At 68.3% G+C, this 15744-nt stretch carries 15 protein-coding genes and 1 tRNA gene; 9 read left to right on the forward strand and 7 right to left on the reverse strand.

Features of this window, described 5'->3' with window-relative positions:
• Window positions 1-155 precede the first annotated feature (155 nt).
• The 7 genes from tolB (at window position 156) to U9J39_RS04770 (ending at window position 7960) form a co-directional block, all read left to right on the forward strand.
• Window positions 156-1529 (forward strand): Tol-Pal system beta propeller repeat protein TolB, encoded by a 1374-nt coding sequence (gene tolB / locus U9J39_RS04740; protein ID WP_115710428.1) that lies wholly within the window; start codon window positions 156-158, stop codon window positions 1527-1529.
• Between the two features lie 15 nt (window positions 1530-1544).
• Entirely contained in the window at window positions 1545-2054 is a 510-nt protein-coding gene (gene pal / locus U9J39_RS04745; protein ID WP_115710427.1) for a peptidoglycan-associated lipoprotein Pal, read from the forward strand.
• Between the two features lie 18 nt (window positions 2055-2072).
• The gene (gene ybgF, locus U9J39_RS04750; protein WP_115710426.1) at window positions 2073-2831 is read left to right on the forward strand and encodes a tol-pal system protein YbgF; all 759 of its coding nucleotides are present in this window, start codon (window positions 2073-2075) and stop codon (window positions 2829-2831) included.
• Between the two features lie 123 nt (window positions 2832-2954).
• Entirely contained in the window at window positions 2955-3638 is a 684-nt protein-coding gene (gene queC / locus U9J39_RS04755) for a 7-cyano-7-deazaguanine synthase QueC (RefSeq protein ID WP_012353550.1), read from the forward strand.
• 34 nt (window positions 3639-3672) lie between these two features.
• Window positions 3673-4788, forward strand: a complete 1116-nt coding sequence (locus U9J39_RS04760) for a YeeE/YedE family protein (protein ID WP_115710425.1) — start codon at window positions 3673-3675, stop codon at window positions 4786-4788.
• Window positions 4789-4855: 67 nt separating this feature from the next.
• A tRNA-Lys gene (locus U9J39_RS04765) sits at window positions 4856-4931 on the forward strand.
• 200 nt (window positions 4932-5131) lie between these two features.
• Window positions 5132-7960 (forward strand): EAL domain-containing protein, encoded by a 2829-nt coding sequence (locus tag U9J39_RS04770; RefSeq protein WP_326346630.1) that lies wholly within the window; start codon window positions 5132-5134, stop codon window positions 7958-7960.
• Window positions 7961-7973: 13 nt separating this feature from the next.
• On the opposite strand, the gene U9J39_RS04775 is transcribed toward U9J39_RS04770, so the two are convergent.
• The 3 genes from U9J39_RS04775 to U9J39_RS04785 all read right to left on the reverse strand — a co-directional run bounded on the left by U9J39_RS04775 (window position 7974) and on the right by U9J39_RS04785 (window position 9407).
• Window positions 7974-8480 carry a DUF3318 domain-containing protein gene (locus U9J39_RS04775; protein WP_116312913.1) on the reverse strand — a complete coding sequence of 169 codons (507 nt, stop codon included), beginning with the start codon at window positions 8478-8480 and terminating at the stop codon, window positions 7974-7976.
• Window positions 8477-8857 (reverse strand): phage holin family protein, encoded by a 381-nt coding sequence (locus U9J39_RS04780; RefSeq protein WP_115680817.1) that lies wholly within the window; start codon window positions 8855-8857, stop codon window positions 8477-8479. The genes U9J39_RS04775 and U9J39_RS04780 overlap by 4 nt, the downstream gene beginning before the upstream one ends.
• Window positions 8858-9080: 223 nt before the next feature.
• A complete protein-coding gene (locus tag U9J39_RS04785) occupies window positions 9081-9407 on the reverse strand; it encodes a DUF883 family protein (RefSeq protein WP_010813729.1) in 327 nt (108 codons plus the stop codon).
• A gap of 276 nt (window positions 9408-9683) precedes the next feature.
• Here U9J39_RS04785 and U9J39_RS04790 point away from each other — a divergent pair, with 276 nt between their 5' ends.
• On the forward strand, window positions 9684-10322 hold the full coding sequence (locus tag U9J39_RS04790; RefSeq protein ID WP_012353545.1) for a peroxiredoxin: 639 nt from the start codon (window positions 9684-9686) through the stop codon (window positions 10320-10322).
• A gap of 148 nt (window positions 10323-10470) precedes the next feature.
• On the opposite strand, the gene U9J39_RS04795 is transcribed toward U9J39_RS04790, so the two are convergent.
• The gene (locus U9J39_RS04795; protein WP_115704244.1) at window positions 10471-11664 is read right to left on the reverse strand and encodes an acyl-CoA dehydrogenase; all 1194 of its coding nucleotides are present in this window, start codon (window positions 11662-11664) and stop codon (window positions 10471-10473) included.
• Window positions 11665-11935: 271 nt separating this feature from the next.
• On the opposite strand from U9J39_RS04795, the gene U9J39_RS04800 reads away from it, so the two are divergent.
• Window positions 11936-12766 (forward strand): IclR family transcriptional regulator, encoded by an 831-nt coding sequence (locus U9J39_RS04800; protein ID WP_442784882.1) that lies wholly within the window; start codon window positions 11936-11938, stop codon window positions 12764-12766.
• A gap of 49 nt (window positions 12767-12815) precedes the next feature.
• On the opposite strand, the gene kynA is transcribed toward U9J39_RS04800, so the two are convergent.
• From kynA to kynB, 3 genes are read right to left on the reverse strand one after another with little or no spacing between them, the layout of a single operon-like run.
• A complete protein-coding gene (kynA, locus tag U9J39_RS04805) occupies window positions 12816-13706 on the reverse strand; it encodes a tryptophan 2,3-dioxygenase (RefSeq protein ID WP_115710420.1) in 891 nt (296 codons plus the stop codon).
• A 13-nt stretch (window positions 13707-13719) separates the two neighbouring features.
• Window positions 13720-14976: a kynureninase gene (kynU, locus tag U9J39_RS04810; RefSeq protein WP_326346631.1), complete on the reverse strand. Its 1257-nt coding sequence runs from the start codon at window positions 14974-14976 to the stop codon at window positions 13720-13722.
• A 37-nt stretch (window positions 14977-15013) separates the two neighbouring features.
• Window positions 15014-15664, reverse strand: coding sequence for an arylformamidase (kynB, locus tag U9J39_RS04815; RefSeq protein WP_326346632.1), 651 nt, complete (start codon window positions 15662-15664; stop codon window positions 15014-15016).
• Window positions 15665-15744 lie beyond the last annotated feature (80 nt).

Below are 15744 nucleotides of genomic sequence, written 5' to 3' on the forward strand. Positions count from 1 at the left end.
CGCTAGCATGACAGGTTGCCCGACGCAGCCGACGGTGCGGTATGCACACGGACGGGGCATGCGCCACGCGCTGCAATGCCGCATTTGCCCGTGTTGACGATTGCCCGGCGTGCCCGACGGTGCCCGACGAAACTTGAAATCGACTGAGGAGCAGCATGCGAAAGCTTTGGGCCCCCAACTGGCTGTCCGCGAGGCGGCACAACGCAGATTCCCCCGCATCCCGAGGTGCGAGCCGGCCGATGCCGCTGGCCGGCCGGCGCGCGCTGATGGCGTGGCTGGCCGCGGCCATGACCATGGCCGCGGGCGCCGCGCACGCGCAGCTCAATGTTGAGATCTCCGGGGTTGGCAGCAGCCAGTTCCCGGTGGCCACCGCCAACTTCCAGGGCGAGGCCCAGGCCCCGCAGAACCTGACCGCGATCATCCGTTCGGACCTGGCCCGCAGCGGCCGTTTCCGCAACGTCGACCCCGGCGGCGCCACCGTGGCCGAGTCCGCCAATGTCGACCTGGGCAGCTGGAAGGCGCGCGGCGCCGATGCCTTCGTCGCCGGCAGCGTGACCCCGGCCGCGGGTGGCAAGTACGAAGTGCGCTTCCGCCTGTACGACACCGTCAAGGGACAGAGCCTGGGCGGGCTGGCCTTCACCGTGAACCAGTCGCAGCTGCGCGTGACCGCGCACAAGATCGCCGACTACATCTATGAAAAGCTGCTGGGCGAGCGCGGCGTGTTTGCCACGCGCCTGTCCTACGTGTCGAAGGTGGGCGGCCGCTACCAGCTGCTGATCTCCGATTCGGACGGTCAGAACGCCCAGGTGGCGCTGACCAGCAACGAGCCCATCATCTCGCCGTCGTGGTCGCCGGACGGCGCGCGCGTGGCCTACGTCTCGTTCGAGGCCAAGAAGCCGGTGGTCTACGTGCACGACCTCGCCAGCGGCAAGCGCACGCTGGTGTCGAACCAGAAGGGCAACAACAGCGCGCCGTCGTGGTCGCCGGACGGGCGCCACCTGGCGCTGGCGCTGTCGCGCGACGGCAATACCCAGGTCTACCAGGTCAACGCCGACGGCTCGGGCATCCGCCGCCTGTCGCGCAGCAGCGCCATCGACACCGAGCCGCAGTACTCGCCCGACGGCAAGAGCATCTATTTCACCAGCGACCGCGGCGGTGCGCCGCAGGTCTACCGCATGCCCGCCTCCGGCGAGGAGGGCGGCGGGGCCCAACGCGTCACCTTCAAGGGCAGCTACAACGTGAGCCCGCGCATTTCGCCGGATGGCAAGTACCTGGCGTACATTTCGCGCGGGGGCGGCTTCAAGCTGCAGTTGCAGGACCTGACCAACGGCGACGTGACGTCGCTGACCGATACGGCCAACGACGAGGCGCCCAGCTTCGCCGCCAACGGCAAGTACATCCTCTATGCCACCCGCGTGGGCGGTCGTGCGGTGCTGGCGGCGGTGTCCACTGACGGGCGTACCCGGCAGGTTCTGTCCCTCCAGTCCGGCGATGTTCGCGAGCCGTCCTGGGGTCCTTTCATGCAATAACAGGAGTCAACCACCATGGCCCAACTGATGACCAAAACCCTTGCCGTTGCCGCACTGCTGGCCCTTGGCGCCTGTAGCTCCGGCGTCAAGCTGGACGACACCGCCAATGCCGGCGCCGGTGCCGGCGGCACGGGTGCCGATCCGCGCGCCGTCACCCCGGTGACCGCCGCCGATCCGCTGAACGATCCGAACAGCCCGCTGGCCAAGCGCAGCGTCTACTTCGACTTCGACAGCTACACCGTCAAGGCCGACTACCAGGGCATGCTGGGCGCGCACGCCAAGTACCTGGGCACCAACCAGGGCCGCAAGATCCTGATCCAGGGCAACACCGACGAACGCGGCACCAGCGAGTACAACCTCGCGCTGGGCCAGAAGCGCGCCGAAGCCGTGCGCCGCTCGCTGGCCTCGATGGGCGTGCCCGACGGCCAGATGGAAGCCGTGAGCCTGGGCAAGGAAAAGCCCAAGGCCACCGGCCACGATGAAGCCTCGTGGGCGGAAAACCGCCGCGCGGACATCAACTACTGATCTGCGGACTGACCCTCCATGAAAGCACGCGTTTCCACCTTGTTGTGGCTCGCCGCCGTGGCCGGCGGCGGCATGCTGCCGCTGTCGCAGGCGCATGCCGGAGTGTTCGACGATGACGAGGCCCGCAAGGCCGTCATCGGCCTGCGCGACCAGTTCAACGGTTTCCAGGCGACCGCGACGCAGCGCATCGAGCAGAACAGCCGCACCCTGCTCGACATGCAGAACCAGCTCGAAGGCCTGCGCCAGGAAGTGGCGCGGCTGCGCGGCCAGAACGAAGTCCTGCAGAACACGGTGGACACGCTGCAGAAGCAGCAGAAGGACTACTACGCCGACCTGGATGCGCGCCTGAAGAAATTCGAGCCGCAGCAGGTCACGGTCGAAGGCCGCGAAGGGGTCGCGCAGCCGGGCGAAAAGCCCGAATACGATGCCGCGCTCAAGCAGTTCCAGGCGGGCGACTTCAAGAGCGCGGGGAATTCGTTCTCGGCGTTCGCGAAGAAGTACCCGCAGAGCCCGTACCTGCCGCTGGCACAGTACTGGCTCGGCAACTCGCTGTACGCGCAGCGCGACTACAAGGGTTCCACCTTCGTGCTGCAGAACATGGTCAACGCCAACCCGACCCACCCCAAGGTGCCGGACGCGATGATCGCCATCGCCAACAACCAGCTCGAGTCCGGCCAGAAGGCGGCCGCGCGCAAGACGCTGGAGCAGGTGGTGGCGAAGTATCCCGGCACCGAGGGGGCGCAGGCGGCGAGCAACCGGCTCAAGACGCTGAAGTAAGCGCCGCCGGCGCCGCCGCCCGCCATCGCAAGGCCCGCTTCGGCGGGCCTCTTTCGTTTGTCGCGCTAGAATATGCGATTCGCCTGAATGTTCTTGCGCGCCGCCCCCGGCGCGAACCGCACCATGACCCAACGCGCCATCGTCCTGCTGTCCGGCGGACTCGACTCCGCCACCGTACTTGCCATGGCCCGCGCCCAGGGCTTCGAGACCTATGCGCTGTCGATGCGCTATGGCCAGCGCCATTCCTCGGAACTGGAGGCCGCCAAGCGCGTGGCCGCGGCGCTGGGCGCCGTGCGCCACGAGATCGTCGACCTCGACCTGCGCCGCTTCGGCGGCTCGGCGCTGACCGACGACGCGCTCGAGGTCCCCACCGACGGCGCCAGCGGCGGCATCCCGGTCACCTATGTGCCGGCGCGCAACACCATCATGCTGTCGCTGGCGCTCGGCTGGGCCGAGGCGGTGGGCGGGCGCGACCTGTTCTTCGGCGCCAACGCGGTCGACTATTCGGGCTACCCGGACTGCCGCCCGGAATACGTCGCGGCCTACGAGACCCTGGCCAACCTGGCCACCAAGGCCGGTGTCGAGGGCGACCGCTTCCGCGTGCATGCGCCCATCATCGACATGACCAAGGGCGAGATCATCCGCGCCGGCATCGCGCTGGGCGTCGACTACAGCCTGACGGTGTCGTGCTACCAGGCCGACGACGACGGCCGCGCCTGCGGCGTGTGCGATTCCTGCCGCATCCGCCGCGCCGGCTTCGAGGCCGCCGGCGTGCCCGACCCGACCCGCTACCAGGCCGCCGCCTGACTGATCCCGAGCCTGAGCCCGCCGTTCCCGCCCCATGCCTGAAATCGATCTTGCCGCGCTGTCGCGCTCGGTGCTGCTGAGCACCTTTGTCCTGGCCTTCCTGTTCGGCGCGGTGCTGCAGCGCACCCACTTCTGCACCATGGGGGCGGTCTCGGACATCGTCAACATGGGCGACTGGAGCCGCATGCGCATGTGGGTGCTGGCGATCGGCGTGGCCATGATCGGCACCGGCGTGCTGGCCTGGAACGGCGCCATCGACCCGACCAAGACCATCTATGCCGCGAGCAAGCTGGCGTGGCTGTCGGCGCTGGCCGGCGGGCTGATGTTCGGCTTCGGCATGGTGTTGGCGTCGGGCTGCGGCAGCAAGACGCTGGTGCGCATCGGCGCGGGCAACCTGAAGTCGCTGGTGGTGTTCGTGTTCCTGGGGCTGTCGGCCTACATGACGCTGCGCGGCCTGTTCGGCGTGGTGCGCGTCAATACCGTCGACGCGGTGGCGCTGGCGCTGCCGACCACGCAGGACCTGCCGTCGGTGCTGGCGCAGGGCACCGGCGCGGCGCGTTCCGTGCTGCAACTCGGCCTGGGCCTGGCGCTGGGCGGCGTGCTGGCGGCGTGGGCGCTGGCCGGGCGCGGTTTCCGCACCTTCGACAACCTGCTGGGCGGCATCGGCGTGGGCCTGATCATCGTGGCGATGTGGTACGTGTCCGGCCACCTCGGCTACGTCGCCGAAGACCCCAATACGCTGGAAGAACTGTTTGTCTCGACCAACAGCGGCCGCATGGAAAGCCTGAGCTTCGTCGCGCCGTATGCCTACACGCTCGACTGGCTGATGATGTTCAGCGACAAGAGCAAGGTGCTGACCATCGGCATCGTCAGCGTGTTCGGCGTGATCGCCGGCGCGGCAGCGTATGCGCTGGCCACGCGCACCTTCCGCTGGGAAGGCTTCGGCAATGCCGAGGACGTCGCCAACCACATGGTCGGCGGCATCCTGATGGGCGCGGGCGGGGTCACGGCGCTGGGCTGCACGGTGGGGCAGGGGCTGTCGGGCGTGTCGACGCTGGCGCTGGGCTCGTTCATTGCGCTGGCCGGCATCCTGGCCGGCGCGGTGCTGGCGTTCCGCTACCAGATGTGGCGCCTGGAACGCATGGTGTGAGCCGCTGGCGCGCCTTTCCCTTGACACATCGAGAATCGCATCACTATAATCGCGGTTCTGTTTTTTCGGGTCGTTAGCTCAGTCGGTAGAGCAGCGGACTTTTAATCCGTTGGTCGCGTGTTCGAGTCACGCACGACCCACCAGCATTACGAAGGGCCTGTGGCGCACGCCACAGGCCCTTTTTGCATTTTTTCCGTCCGGCATGCCCCGAGGGTGGGGGGTGCTTTAACTAGTTCGAGGTAGAGACGCACGCCCGGCCAGCGCAGCACAATGGGTCTAACCGCGGCGTGTGGACCGCGGGCCCTCGGAACGGCCGCGAGACACGGCCCCTCGAACAAGACCTATGCGGCGAGCAGGCGTTTCCTTGCCGGCCAGCGGGCATGTGCTGCGCATCATCTGGCCGTTCGTACCGGTGGTGGTCGCGCTGGCGTTGTTCAGCATCGCCAGCCTGGACCTGCTGTCGGCCGCGCGCGCCTTCGTGGCGGGCGAGAGCCAGTGGTCCAAGGGCCAGAAGAACGCCGTGCTGCACCTGCTGCGCTACGGCGAGGACCGCGATCCGGCGGATTTCGACGCCTACCTTGCGTCCATCGCGATCCCGTTCGGCGACCATCGCGCGCGCCTGGAGCTGGACCGTGCCGAGCCTGACCTGGAACGCGTGCACGAGGGCCTGCTCGCCGGCGGCAATGACCCCGAAGACATCCCGCGGATGGTGCGCCTGTACCGGAATTTCCGCCAGATCCATGAAGTCGATGCCGCCATCCGCGTGTGGGCGCAGGGCGATCTCGAGATCTTTGCCTTGCATGAGCAGGCGCTGGCGCTGCGGCGCCTGGCCGCCCAGCCCGACTGCGATGACGCCTGTGTTGCGCCGGTGCTGCGCAACATCGCGCAGATCGACGCCCGGCTGACGCCGCTGGAGCGCGCCTTTTCGGGCCACCTGGGGCAGGCGTCGCGCCGGGTCACGCGGCTGCTCACCACCGGCAGCGCGGTGATGGCGGCGGCGCTGCTGATGTCGGCGATCTTGCTGTCGGTCGGGCCGCTGCGGCGCGAGCGCCGGTTGCGCGAGGCCCTGGCGCAAAGTGAAGAGCAGCTGCAGCTCGCGGTCGAAGGCAGCAACGACGGCCTGTGGGACTGGCATCTTGGCCGCGGCGAGCTGTATTTCTCGCCGCGCTGCGCGCAGATGCTGGGCTACCGCGCCGACGAGCTGCCGCATGCGCGCGAAACCGTGCTGGGCCTGCTGCATCCGTCCGAGCTGGCGGCGTTCGAGGCCAAGCTGGCGCACCACCTGCGCAGCGGCGAGCCCTACGACGCCGAATTCCGCCTGCGCAACCGCGCCGGCGACTACCTCTGGGTGCGCGCGCGCGGCCGGCTGGTACGCGGTGCCGGGCGCCGGCGCGCGCGCATGGCGGGCTCGCTGACCGACATTTCCGAGCACAAGCGCTACAAGACCCAGCTGTTTGCCGAAAAGGAGCGCGCCCAGGTCACGCTGCAGGCGATCGGCGACGCGGTGGTGACCGCCGACGTATGGGGCCGCGTGCAGTCGCTGAATCCGGCCGCCGAAGCGCTGACCGGCTGGTGCGAGGCCGATGCCCGCGGCGTGCCCCTGAGCGAGGTGTGCGTGCTGCGCGACGAGGACAGCCTGGCGCCGCTGCCCGATATCGTGACGCTGGCGCTGCGCCAGCGCTGGCACAGCCGCTCTGCCCAGCTGGTGCAGCGCGATGGTGCCGGGCAGCCAGGGCAGGCGCTGGCGGTCAAGCCGTCGGTGGCCCTGATCCGCGACCGCGCCGCGCAGGCCATCGGCGTGGTGGTGGTGCTGCACGACATCAGCCAGGAACGCGCGCATGCCGCGCGCCTGGCCTACGAGGCCAGCCATGACGCGCTGACCGGCCTGGTCAACCGCGCCGAGTTCGAGCGCCGGCTGGCCGCGGCGATCGAGCGTGCGCGCGCGCAAGGCACCCCCCACACCTTGATGTACCTGGACCTGGACCAGTTCAAGGTGGTCAACGATACCTGCGGCCACGCCGCCGGCGACGAGCTGATCCGGCAGATGGCCGAGATCATGCGCGGCCAGCTGCGCCGCAGCGACATGCTGGCGCGACTGGGCGGCGACGAGTTCGGCGTGCTGCTCGAGCATTGCGGCAGCGCCGACGGCGAGCGCGTGGCCGAGGGCTTGCGCCACGCCATTGCCAGCTTCCGCTTTGCGCACCGGCAGCGCACCTTCGCGGTGGGGGTCAGCATCGGCCTGGTCACGCTGGACCGGCACACCGGCAGCGTGGCCGAGGCGCTCAGCGCGGCCGACGCGGCCTGCTACGTGGCCAAGGAGGGCGGGCGCAACCGCGTCCAGGTCTACCATCCGCTGGACAGCGCGGTGCAGGCGCGCCAAGGCGAGATGGAGTGGGTCAGCCGCGTGCACGCGGCGCTGGCCGCCGGACGCTTCTGCCTGTTCTCGCAGGAGATCGTGCCGGTGCAGCAGGGCACGGTGCCGGCGGCGGGGCGCCATGTGGAGCTGTTGCTGCGCATGGTCGACGAGCGCGGCCGGCTGGTGCCGCCGATGGCGTTTGTGCCGGCCTGCGAGCGCTACAACCTGATGCCGATGATCGACCGCTGGGTGGTAGAGACCGCGTTTGCCACGCTGGCGGGGCGCCAGGCCGAGATCGCGACCTGCGCGATCAACCTGTCAGGCGCGTCGCTGGCGGACATCCAGTTCCCGGATTTCGTGCGCGAGCAGGCGCTGCGCTTCGGCATCGCGCTGGACGGCGTCTGCTTCGAGATCACCGAGACCGCGGCCATTGCCAACCTGGCGCAGGCCGGGGCGTTCATCATGCAGTTGCAGCAGCTTGGCTGCCGCTTCGCGCTGGATGACTTTGGCGCCGGCATGTCGTCGTTCACCTACCTCAAGCACTTGCCCGCCGCTTACCTGAAGATCGATGGCAGCTTCGTGCGCGACATGCTGGCCGATCCGGTCAACCTGGTGATGGTCGAGGTGATCCAGCGCATCGGCCACGCCATGGGCAAGCAGACCATTGCGGAATTCGTCGAGAACGAGGCGATGCTCGCGCGCTTGCGCGAGCTGGGCGTGGACCTGGCGCAGGGCTATCACATTGCGCCGCCGGTGCCGTTCGCGCCGGCCGGCCCCGAAGCCGGCGCGCGGCCGGCGCTGGCGCTGGCCGGGTGAGTCGGCAGGAGGGTCAGGGGATCAGTGGATCGCGGAAGCCGGTGTCGGCGTCGGGCGGGGTGCCGGCCGGGGCCGGGGTCGGCACGTTGGCCGGCGGCACCGCCTGGCCCTTGGCTTCGCGCCAGGTGTTGTAGGCCCAGTAGGCCGCGCCCGCGACCAGGCCCAGCTTGGACAGCTTCCAGGTCAGGCGCAGCACCGGCACGCGCTTGACCAGCGGCAACGCCAGTGTCACCGCGGTGCTGAGCATCGGGTAGTCCTTGGTCAACCCGACCACCTTCATCCACGAGCCCGGTCGCGCGATCCGCGGCAGCCAGGCACTGACGGTGCCGAGGCGGTGCACGCCGCCGCGTACCGCGTGCAGCGCCTGCCGGCAATCGTGGCGTTCAAGGGCGGCGCGGGTCAGCAGCAGTTCCTTGCGCACCGCGAGCGGCAGGCGCACCTCCTGCGTGAACCGGGGCGCGCGCGGGTATTCGCCGCCTTCGCGTGCGGGCGTGGCGTCGTCAGGGTCGAGTGTGCTCATCGGCGCAGGATCTCCCGGTCTTTGTCGATTTCGGCGAGGGTGGCTTCCAGCATCGGCGGCGCGTTGCGCAGCACGTTGCGGGCGTACGCCAGGCAGACGGCGCACAGCACCAGGTAGAGCACCGTCAGCGCGCCCAGGGCCTGCCAGCGGTAGGTGTCCCAGAACAGGATCGCGATGAGGGCGGTCAGCGTGACCAGGCCCAGCCCGAAGAACGCCAGCCCGAACAAGGCCAGCAGGGCTACCTTCAGCAAGCGCGTGCGCTCCTCGGCCAGCTCCACGCTGGCGAGCTCCAGGCGCGTCTGCACCATCGCCACGAGCGAGCCGGCGAGGTTGCGCACGGCGTCGAGGAACTTGGGGGAAGGGGTGGCTTCGCTCATGCGGCTCCGGCGTGAAAGAGCGGTGCGCCGGCATGGCCGTACGCACCTATCCAGCTGGCGGGGCCGGATGACGGCGCCAGGTTGTGTCGGCAACGAGCGGTTGGCCCTGACGGGCCAACCGCGACAGCGTTACCGGCACACCGGGCGCCCCGGCCATTGGCAACCCGCCGGGCGGGGTGCCGCGATGGCGCGGCCTTGGCGTGCCGCGCCGGATTTGCAGCGCTTACTTGCGGTTGAGCAGCAGACCGATCAGCAGGCCCACGCCGGCCGCCACGCCCACGGCGCGCCACGGGTGGTCGTGCACGTAGTCGTCGGTGGCGCGCGCGGCGGCCTTGCTCTTGGTTACGACGGCGTCTTGCAGGTCCTGGGCCTTTTCCTTGGCTTGCTTGAGCAGGCCCATGCCACGCTCGCGCAGTTCGGCGGCCTTTTCCCCGGTGGTCGAGGCGGCTTGCTTCAGCAGTTCCTCGGCGTCGGACAGCACGGTCTTGACATCGCTCATCAGTTTCTCCTGTTTGCGGGCGGTTGGTTCGGTTTGTGCGGATTCTGACATTTTCTACGCTCCGAGGCTAACGGCATTTGTCGGTCTGATACTTAGCATATGTGGCGACACGTCGCCCTTTCAAGGCAACGCACCCGGAACGAGGTTCGCTGCAGGGTTGCTGCGGGGTCGGACGTCCAAGTATTGCCAGCATGCACGAAAGCGCGCGTGATGACTGTCAGAGAATGTCTATATGACTACGAGTGATTTTGTAGTGACTTTATATTCGTTTGGGTTGGATATCAATCCAGTTACTCTGGTTCCACCGTGAAATCAGGAGAACAGGACATGGCACTGCGACTTGGCGATATCGCGCCGGACTTCGAGCAGGATTCCAGCGAAGGCCGCATCCGCTTTCATGCGTGGCTTGGCGACAGCTGGGGCGTGCTGTTCTCGCACCCGGCCGACTATACCCCGGTGTGCACCACCGAACTGGGCCTCACCGCACGGCTGAAGGACGAATTCGCGCGCCGCGGCGTCAAGGCGATCGCGCTGTCGGTGGATACCGTCGACTCGCACCGCGGCTGGATCGCGGACATCAACGAGACCCAGTCGACCGAGGTCAACTTCCCGATCCTGGCCGACGCCGACCGCAAGGTGTCGCAGCTCTACGACATGATCCACCCGAACGCGAACGAAACCCTGACGGTGCGCTCGCTGTTCATCATCGACCCGAACAAGAAGGTGCGCCTGATCATCACCTATCCGGCCAGCACCGGACGCAACTTCAACGAGGTGCTGCGCGTGATCGACTCGCTGCAGCTGACCGACAGCCACAGCGTGGCGACGCCGGGCAACTGGCAGGACGGCGACGACGTCGTCATCGTGCCGTCGCTGAAGGATGAAGCCGTGCTGCGCGAGAAATTCCCCAAGGGCTACCAGGCGGTGCGTCCGTACCTGCGCCTGACGCCCCAGCCCAACAAATGAACACGGCCCCGCCAGGGCGGGGCCGTGTGCAAGGCAGCTGTTGTATCGACGGGGGCAGCCTCGTCGTCTCCTTGGTAGTGTGCTTGGCCCGGCTTCATCGCCGGGCCTTTTTATTGCGGAGCGCCTGTCCGGAAGATCGGGACGGGGCTCAGAAGAAGGCCTGCAGGCCGGTCTGGGCGCGGCCCAGGATCAGCGCGTGGATGTCATGGGTGCCTTCGTAGGTGTTGACCACCTCCAGGTTGACCACATGGCGGATCACGCCGAACTCGTCCGAGATGCCGTTGCCGCCCAGCATGTCGCGCGCCACGCGGGCGATGTCGAGCGACTTGCCGCACGAATTGCGCTTCATGATCGAGGTGATTTCCACCGCCGCGGTGCCTTCGTCCTTCATGCGGCCCAGGCGCAGGCAGCCCTGCAGGCCCAGCGTGATCTCGGTCTGCATGTCGGCCAGCTTCTTCTGCACCAGCTGCGTCTGGGCCAGCGGGCGGCCGAACTGCTTGCGGTCCAGGGTGTACTGGCGCGCGGTGTGCCAGCAGAATTCGGCGGCGCCCAGCGCGCCCCAGGCGATGCCGTAGCGGGCCGAGTTCAGGCAGGTGAACGGACCCTTCAGGCCCTTCACGCCCGGCATGATGTTCTCTTCCGGCACGAACACCTGGTCGAGCACGATCTCGCCGGTAATCGAGGTGCGCAGGCCGACCTTGCCATGGATGGCCGGGGCGCTCAGACCCTTCCAGCCCTTTTCCAGGATGAAGCCGCGGATGTCTTCCTTGCCGTCTTCGCCCTGCAGCTTGGCCCAGACCACGAACACGTCGGCGATCGGCGAGTTGGTGATCCACATCTTGGCGCCGGTCAGCTCGTAGCCGCCGTCGACTTTCTTGGCGCGGGTGACCATCGAGCCGGGGTCGGAGCCGTGGTTCGGCTCGGTCAGGCCGAAGCAGCCGATCCACTCGCCAGTGGCCAGCTTGGGCAGGTACTTCTGCTTCTGCGCCTCGGTGCCGAATTCGTAGATGGGAACCATCACCAGCGACGACTGCACGCTCATCATCGAGCGGTAACCCGAATCGACGCGCTCGACTTCACGCGCGATCAGCCCGTAGCTGACATAGTTCAGGCCCGGGCCGCCGTATTGCTCGGGGATGGTCGGGCCGAGCAGGCCGAGTTCGCCCATCTCGCGGAAGATCTCGACGTCGGTCTTCTCGTTGCGGAACGACTGCAGCACGCGCGGCATCAGCTTGTCCTGGCAGTACGCCGCGGCGGCGTCGCGCACCATGCGCTCGTCGGCGCTCAGTTGCTGGTCCAGCAGCAGGGGGTCGGCCCAGTGGAATTCGGCGTTGGCAGCCATGCAGGTCTCCTTCGGTAGCGCAGGGGAAGCGCCGGGCGGGCGGCTGGTGTGCCACGGTCCGCGCCGGCGGATTCCGTCATTCGTAACGGGTTTGGTGATCGGTCGGGTGATCCGTGCGGAGGATTTTTTCGGGATCCTTGATGTTCCGCATTGCGGAACTGTGTTCCGTTGAATTAGTATATCGCAATGGTCTTGCCACGCAACAGGCAAAACCCTGAACCTCCGCGCCTTTGTGCGATGAACGAACAAGCGCCGACTGGAGCCGCGAACCTTGGCCAACCTCAATCCCAACCCCCAGCCCGATCCGTCGCTTTCCCAGGAGCCTGCCGCGGCACCCGTGCGCGACAGCGACCCGAACTTCGTCACCGCGCTGGCACGCGGCCTGGAACTGCTGCGCTGCTTCCGCACCGGCGAGGCGATGCTGGGCAACCAGGAATTCGTGCGGCGCACCGGCTTTCCCAAGGCCACCGTGAGCCGGCTCGCGGGTACGCTGGTGCAGCTGGGCTACCTGCGCTATGACGAGAGCCTGGGCAAGTACGCGCTCGATGCCGGGGTGCTGGCGCTGGGCTATGCCTACCTGTCGGCGTCGGACGTGGTGTCGCTGGCGCGCCCGCACATGCTGGCGTTCGCGCAGTCGTACGGGGTCTCGGTGTCGCTCGGCAAGCGCGAGCGCATGGAGGTGATCTACCTGGAGTCGATCCGCAACGACGCCGGCGTGATGCTCGGGCTGGGCGTCGGCTCGCGACTGTCGCTGGTGTCGAGTTCGATGGGGCGGGCTTACCTGGCCGCCTTGCCGGCGCCGCGCCGCGAGCGCGTGATGGCCGAGTTCAGCCAGGCCTTCCCGGAGCAATGGAAACAGCAGGAGGCCGCCACCCGCGCCGCGCTGGCGGAGGCGCAGCAGCGCGGCTATGCCGCATCGTTTCGCGACTGGCATCCGGCCATCCATGCCTGTGCAGTGGCGTTCCGGCCGGTGGGGGAGAAGGAGCTGCACATGCTGAGCTGCAGCGCTTCCTACGGGGCGGTGGACGAGGCGGTGTTCCACCAGACGCTGGCGCCGGCGCTGCAGACGCTGGCGGCAAGGTTGTCCGAACCGGCGGGCTGAGGCAGCCCGCCGGTCGTAGCACCGTCCCTGCGCACAGGGACCGCGTGGATCAAAGATCGGTCCGCAACTTCCACAATTCCGGAAACAGCACCACGTCCAGCATCTTGCGCAGGTAGCTGACACCCTCGGTGCCACCGGTGCCGCGCTTGAAGCCGATGACCCGCTCGACCGTGGTCACATGGCGGAAGCGCCATTGCCGGAATGCGTCTTCCAGGTCGACGAACTTCTCGCCCAGTTCATAGAGTTCCCAGTGCGCGCCGGGATTGCGATAGACCTCGAGCCACGCCGCCTCGACCGAGGCGTTGTACGCGGTCGGCTGGGTCCAGTCGCGCTCGACGCAATCCGCGTCGATGGCAAAGCCGCGCCGCGCCATCAGCCGGATCGCCTCGTCGTACAGCGACGGCGTCTTCAGCGCGGTTTCCACCAGCGCCAGATGCTCGGCCCGGTGCGCATGCGGCTTGAGCATGGCCGCGTTCTTGTTGCCCAGGATGAACTCGATCTCGCGGTACTGGTAGGACTGGAAGCCCGACGACATGCCCAGGTAGGGCCGCATCGCCGAATACTCAGGCGGCGTCATGGTGGCCAGCACGTTCCACGCCTGCACCAGCTGGTCCATGATGCGCGACACGCGGGTCAGCATCTTGAACGCGGGCGGCAGGCTGTCGGCCTTGACCGACTCGCGCGCCGCGCGCAGCTCGTGCAGCATCAGCTTCATCCACAGCTCGGTGGTCTGGTGCTGCACGATAAACAGCATCTCGTTGTGGTCCGGCGACAGCGGATGCTGCGCGCTCAGGATCTGGTCCAGGCCGAGGTAGTCGCCATAGCTCATGTCCCGGGCGAAATCCATCTGCGCGCCGTGCCAGCCGTCGCCTTGCGGGGTGGTTGCCGGCGTGGCTGCCGGCGCCGCGCCGGAGAAGGGGCATCCCTTGAAATCGCTCATGATGCGCTCCCGGTCAGGTCACCTGGCCGCGCGTCTGGAAGCGCGCGTCGCGATAGGCGCCGCTGTCCAGCACGTCGCGCAGGATTTCCACAGCATCCCACACCTCGGCGAAGCTGGTGTAGAGCGGCGTGAAGCCGAAGCGGGCGATGCGCGGCTCGCGGTAATCGCCGATCACGCCGCGCTCGATCAGGGCCTGCACCACGGCATAACCGTCCGGATGCTCCAGGCTCACCTGGCTGCCGCGGCGCGCATGCTCGCGCGGAGTCACCAGCGTCAGCGGGTGGTGGCCGCAGCGGGCTTCGACCAGTTCGATGAACAGGTCGGTCAGCAGCAATGACTTGGCGCGCAGCACCTGCATGCTGGTCTGCGCGAAGATGTCCAGCCCGCACTCGACCATTGACAGCGACGTGACCGGCTGCGTGCCGCACAGGAAGCGGCGCACGCCCTCGACCGGCCGGTACTGCGGGTCCATCGCGAACGGCGCGGCGTGGCCCCACCAGCCCGACAGCGGCTGCCAGAAGGCATCGCGCAGCGCGGGCGCGACCCAGACGAAGGCGGGCGAGCCCGGGCCGCCGTTCAGGTACTTGTAGGTGCAGCCGATGGCGTAGTCGGCCCCGGCCGCCTTCAGGTCGACCGGCACGGCGCCGGCCGAATGGCACAGGTCCCACACCGTCAGCGCGCCGCGCGCGTGGGCCAGCTCGGTCAGCCCGGCCATGTCGAGCATCTCGCCGGTCTTGTAGTTGACGTGGGTCAGCATCAGCACCGCGGTGTCGGCGCCAACGGCCGCGTCGATCTCGGCCGGCGAGTCCACCAGCCGCAGCGAATAGCCTTGCTGCAGCAGGTCGGCGAGGCCCTGGGCGATATACAGGTCCGTGGGGAAGTTGCTGGCCTCGGAGACGATCACCTTGCGCGCCGGGTCGCGCGTCTGCTGCACGCGCAGCGCCGCGGCCAGCACCTTGAACAGGTTGATCGAGGTGGTGTCGGTGACCACCACTTCATCGTGGCCCGCGCCGACCAGCGGTGCCAGCTTGTTGCCAAGGCGCTGCGGCAGGTCGAACCAGCCGGCGGTGTTCCAGCTGCGGATCAGGCCGTCGCCCCATTCCTCGGCCACCACCTGCGCGGCGCGCGCGGCGGCGGCGCGCGGGCGGGCGCCGAGCGAGTTGCCGTCGAGGTAGATCACGCCCTGGGGCAGCGCGAACTGGTCGCGCAGCGGGCGCAGCGGGTCTTGCTGGTCGAGCCGGATACAGTGCTCGCGGTCAATGGTCGTCATGTCGTGCAGAAAGGCCAGGCGGGTTTCGGGAAAAGGTTCAGTCGAGGCTGCGCAGCACCGCGCGCACCGGGCTGGCATCCAGCGCGGCGAAGCGCAGCGGCAGCGCGATCAGTTCATAGTCGCCGGCATCGACCTGGTCCAGCACGATGCCTTCCAGGATTGCCAGGCCATGGCGGCGCACCGCGTTGTGCGCGTCCATGGTCTTGGAGTCCTGCGGATCGAGCGAGGGCGTGTCGATGCCGACCAGCTGCACGCCGTGCGCGGCCAGCAGCGCGATGGTGTCCGGCGACACCGCGCAAAAGCCGGGGTCCCACTGCGCCTGCGGCGCCTGCCGGTAGGTGCGCAGCAGCACCCGCGGCGGCAGCGCCTCGAGCGCGTGCGCGACATGATCGGGCTGCACCAGCGGCGTTGCGCCGATGCAGTGGATCACGCGGCAGCGGCCCAGGTAGGGCGCCAGCGGCACGGCGCCGATCGGGGCGCCGTCGGCGGTGTAATGCAGCGGTGCGTCCGCATGCGCGCCGGTGTGCGGCGATAGCGTGATGCGGCCGACATTGACCGGGCAATGTGCGTCGATCTGCCAGGCCGGCTGCTGCTGGAACGGCGTGTCGCCGGGCCACACCGGCGTGGCGGGCGACAGCGGCGGGCTGATGTCCCACAGTCGGCGCGGGTCGGGATTGGGGGCGGTCATGGGTTGCGCGGCGCCGTCTGCGGGCGCCGTTTCTGTGTGCCTCGATGTCGGGAATCATAGTCAAAATCGACGGCAAGAGG

The sequence above is a fragment of the Cupriavidus sp. SS-3 genome (assembly GCF_035818815.1).
Lineage (GTDB): Bacteria > Pseudomonadota > Gammaproteobacteria > Burkholderiales > Burkholderiaceae > Cupriavidus > Cupriavidus taiwanensis_C.

Bases quoted from the DNA above. Each gene is read 5' to 3' on its own strand.
- tolB (WP_115710428.1), top strand. From the start codon at position 156: ATGCGAAAGCTTTGGGCCCCCAACTGGCTGTCCGCGAGGCGGCACAAC.
- pal (WP_115710427.1), top strand. From the start codon at position 1,545: ATGGCCCAACTGATGACCAAAACCCTTGCCGTTGCCGCACTGCTGGCC.
- ybgF (WP_115710426.1), top strand. From the start codon at position 2,073: ATGAAAGCACGCGTTTCCACCTTGTTGTGGCTCGCCGCCGTGGCCGGC.
- queC (WP_012353550.1), top strand. From the start codon at position 2,955: ATGACCCAACGCGCCATCGTCCTGCTGTCCGGCGGACTCGACTCCGCC.
- U9J39_RS04760 (WP_115710425.1), top strand. From the start codon at position 3,673: ATGCCTGAAATCGATCTTGCCGCGCTGTCGCGCTCGGTGCTGCTGAGC.
- U9J39_RS04770 (WP_326346630.1), top strand. From the start codon at position 5,132: ATGCGGCGAGCAGGCGTTTCCTTGCCGGCCAGCGGGCATGTGCTGCGC.
- U9J39_RS04775 (WP_116312913.1), bottom strand. From the start codon at position 8,480: ATGAGCACACTCGACCCTGACGACGCCACGCCCGCACGCGAAGGCGGC.
- U9J39_RS04780 (WP_115680817.1), bottom strand. From the start codon at position 8,857: ATGAGCGAAGCCACCCCTTCCCCCAAGTTCCTCGACGCCGTGCGCAAC.
- U9J39_RS04785 (WP_010813729.1), bottom strand. From the start codon at position 9,407: ATGTCAGAATCCGCACAAACCGAACCAACCGCCCGCAAACAGGAGAAA.
- U9J39_RS04790 (WP_012353545.1), top strand. From the start codon at position 9,684: ATGGCACTGCGACTTGGCGATATCGCGCCGGACTTCGAGCAGGATTCC.
- U9J39_RS04795 (WP_115704244.1), bottom strand. From the start codon at position 11,664: ATGGCTGCCAACGCCGAATTCCACTGGGCCGACCCCCTGCTGCTGGAC.
- kynA (WP_115710420.1), bottom strand. From the start codon at position 13,706: ATGAGCGATTTCAAGGGATGCCCCTTCTCCGGCGCGGCGCCGGCAGCC.
- kynU (WP_326346631.1), bottom strand. From the start codon at position 14,976: ATGACGACCATTGACCGCGAGCACTGTATCCGGCTCGACCAGCAAGAC.
- kynB (WP_326346632.1), bottom strand. From the start codon at position 15,664: ATGACCGCCCCCAATCCCGACCCGCGCCGACTGTGGGACATCAGCCCG.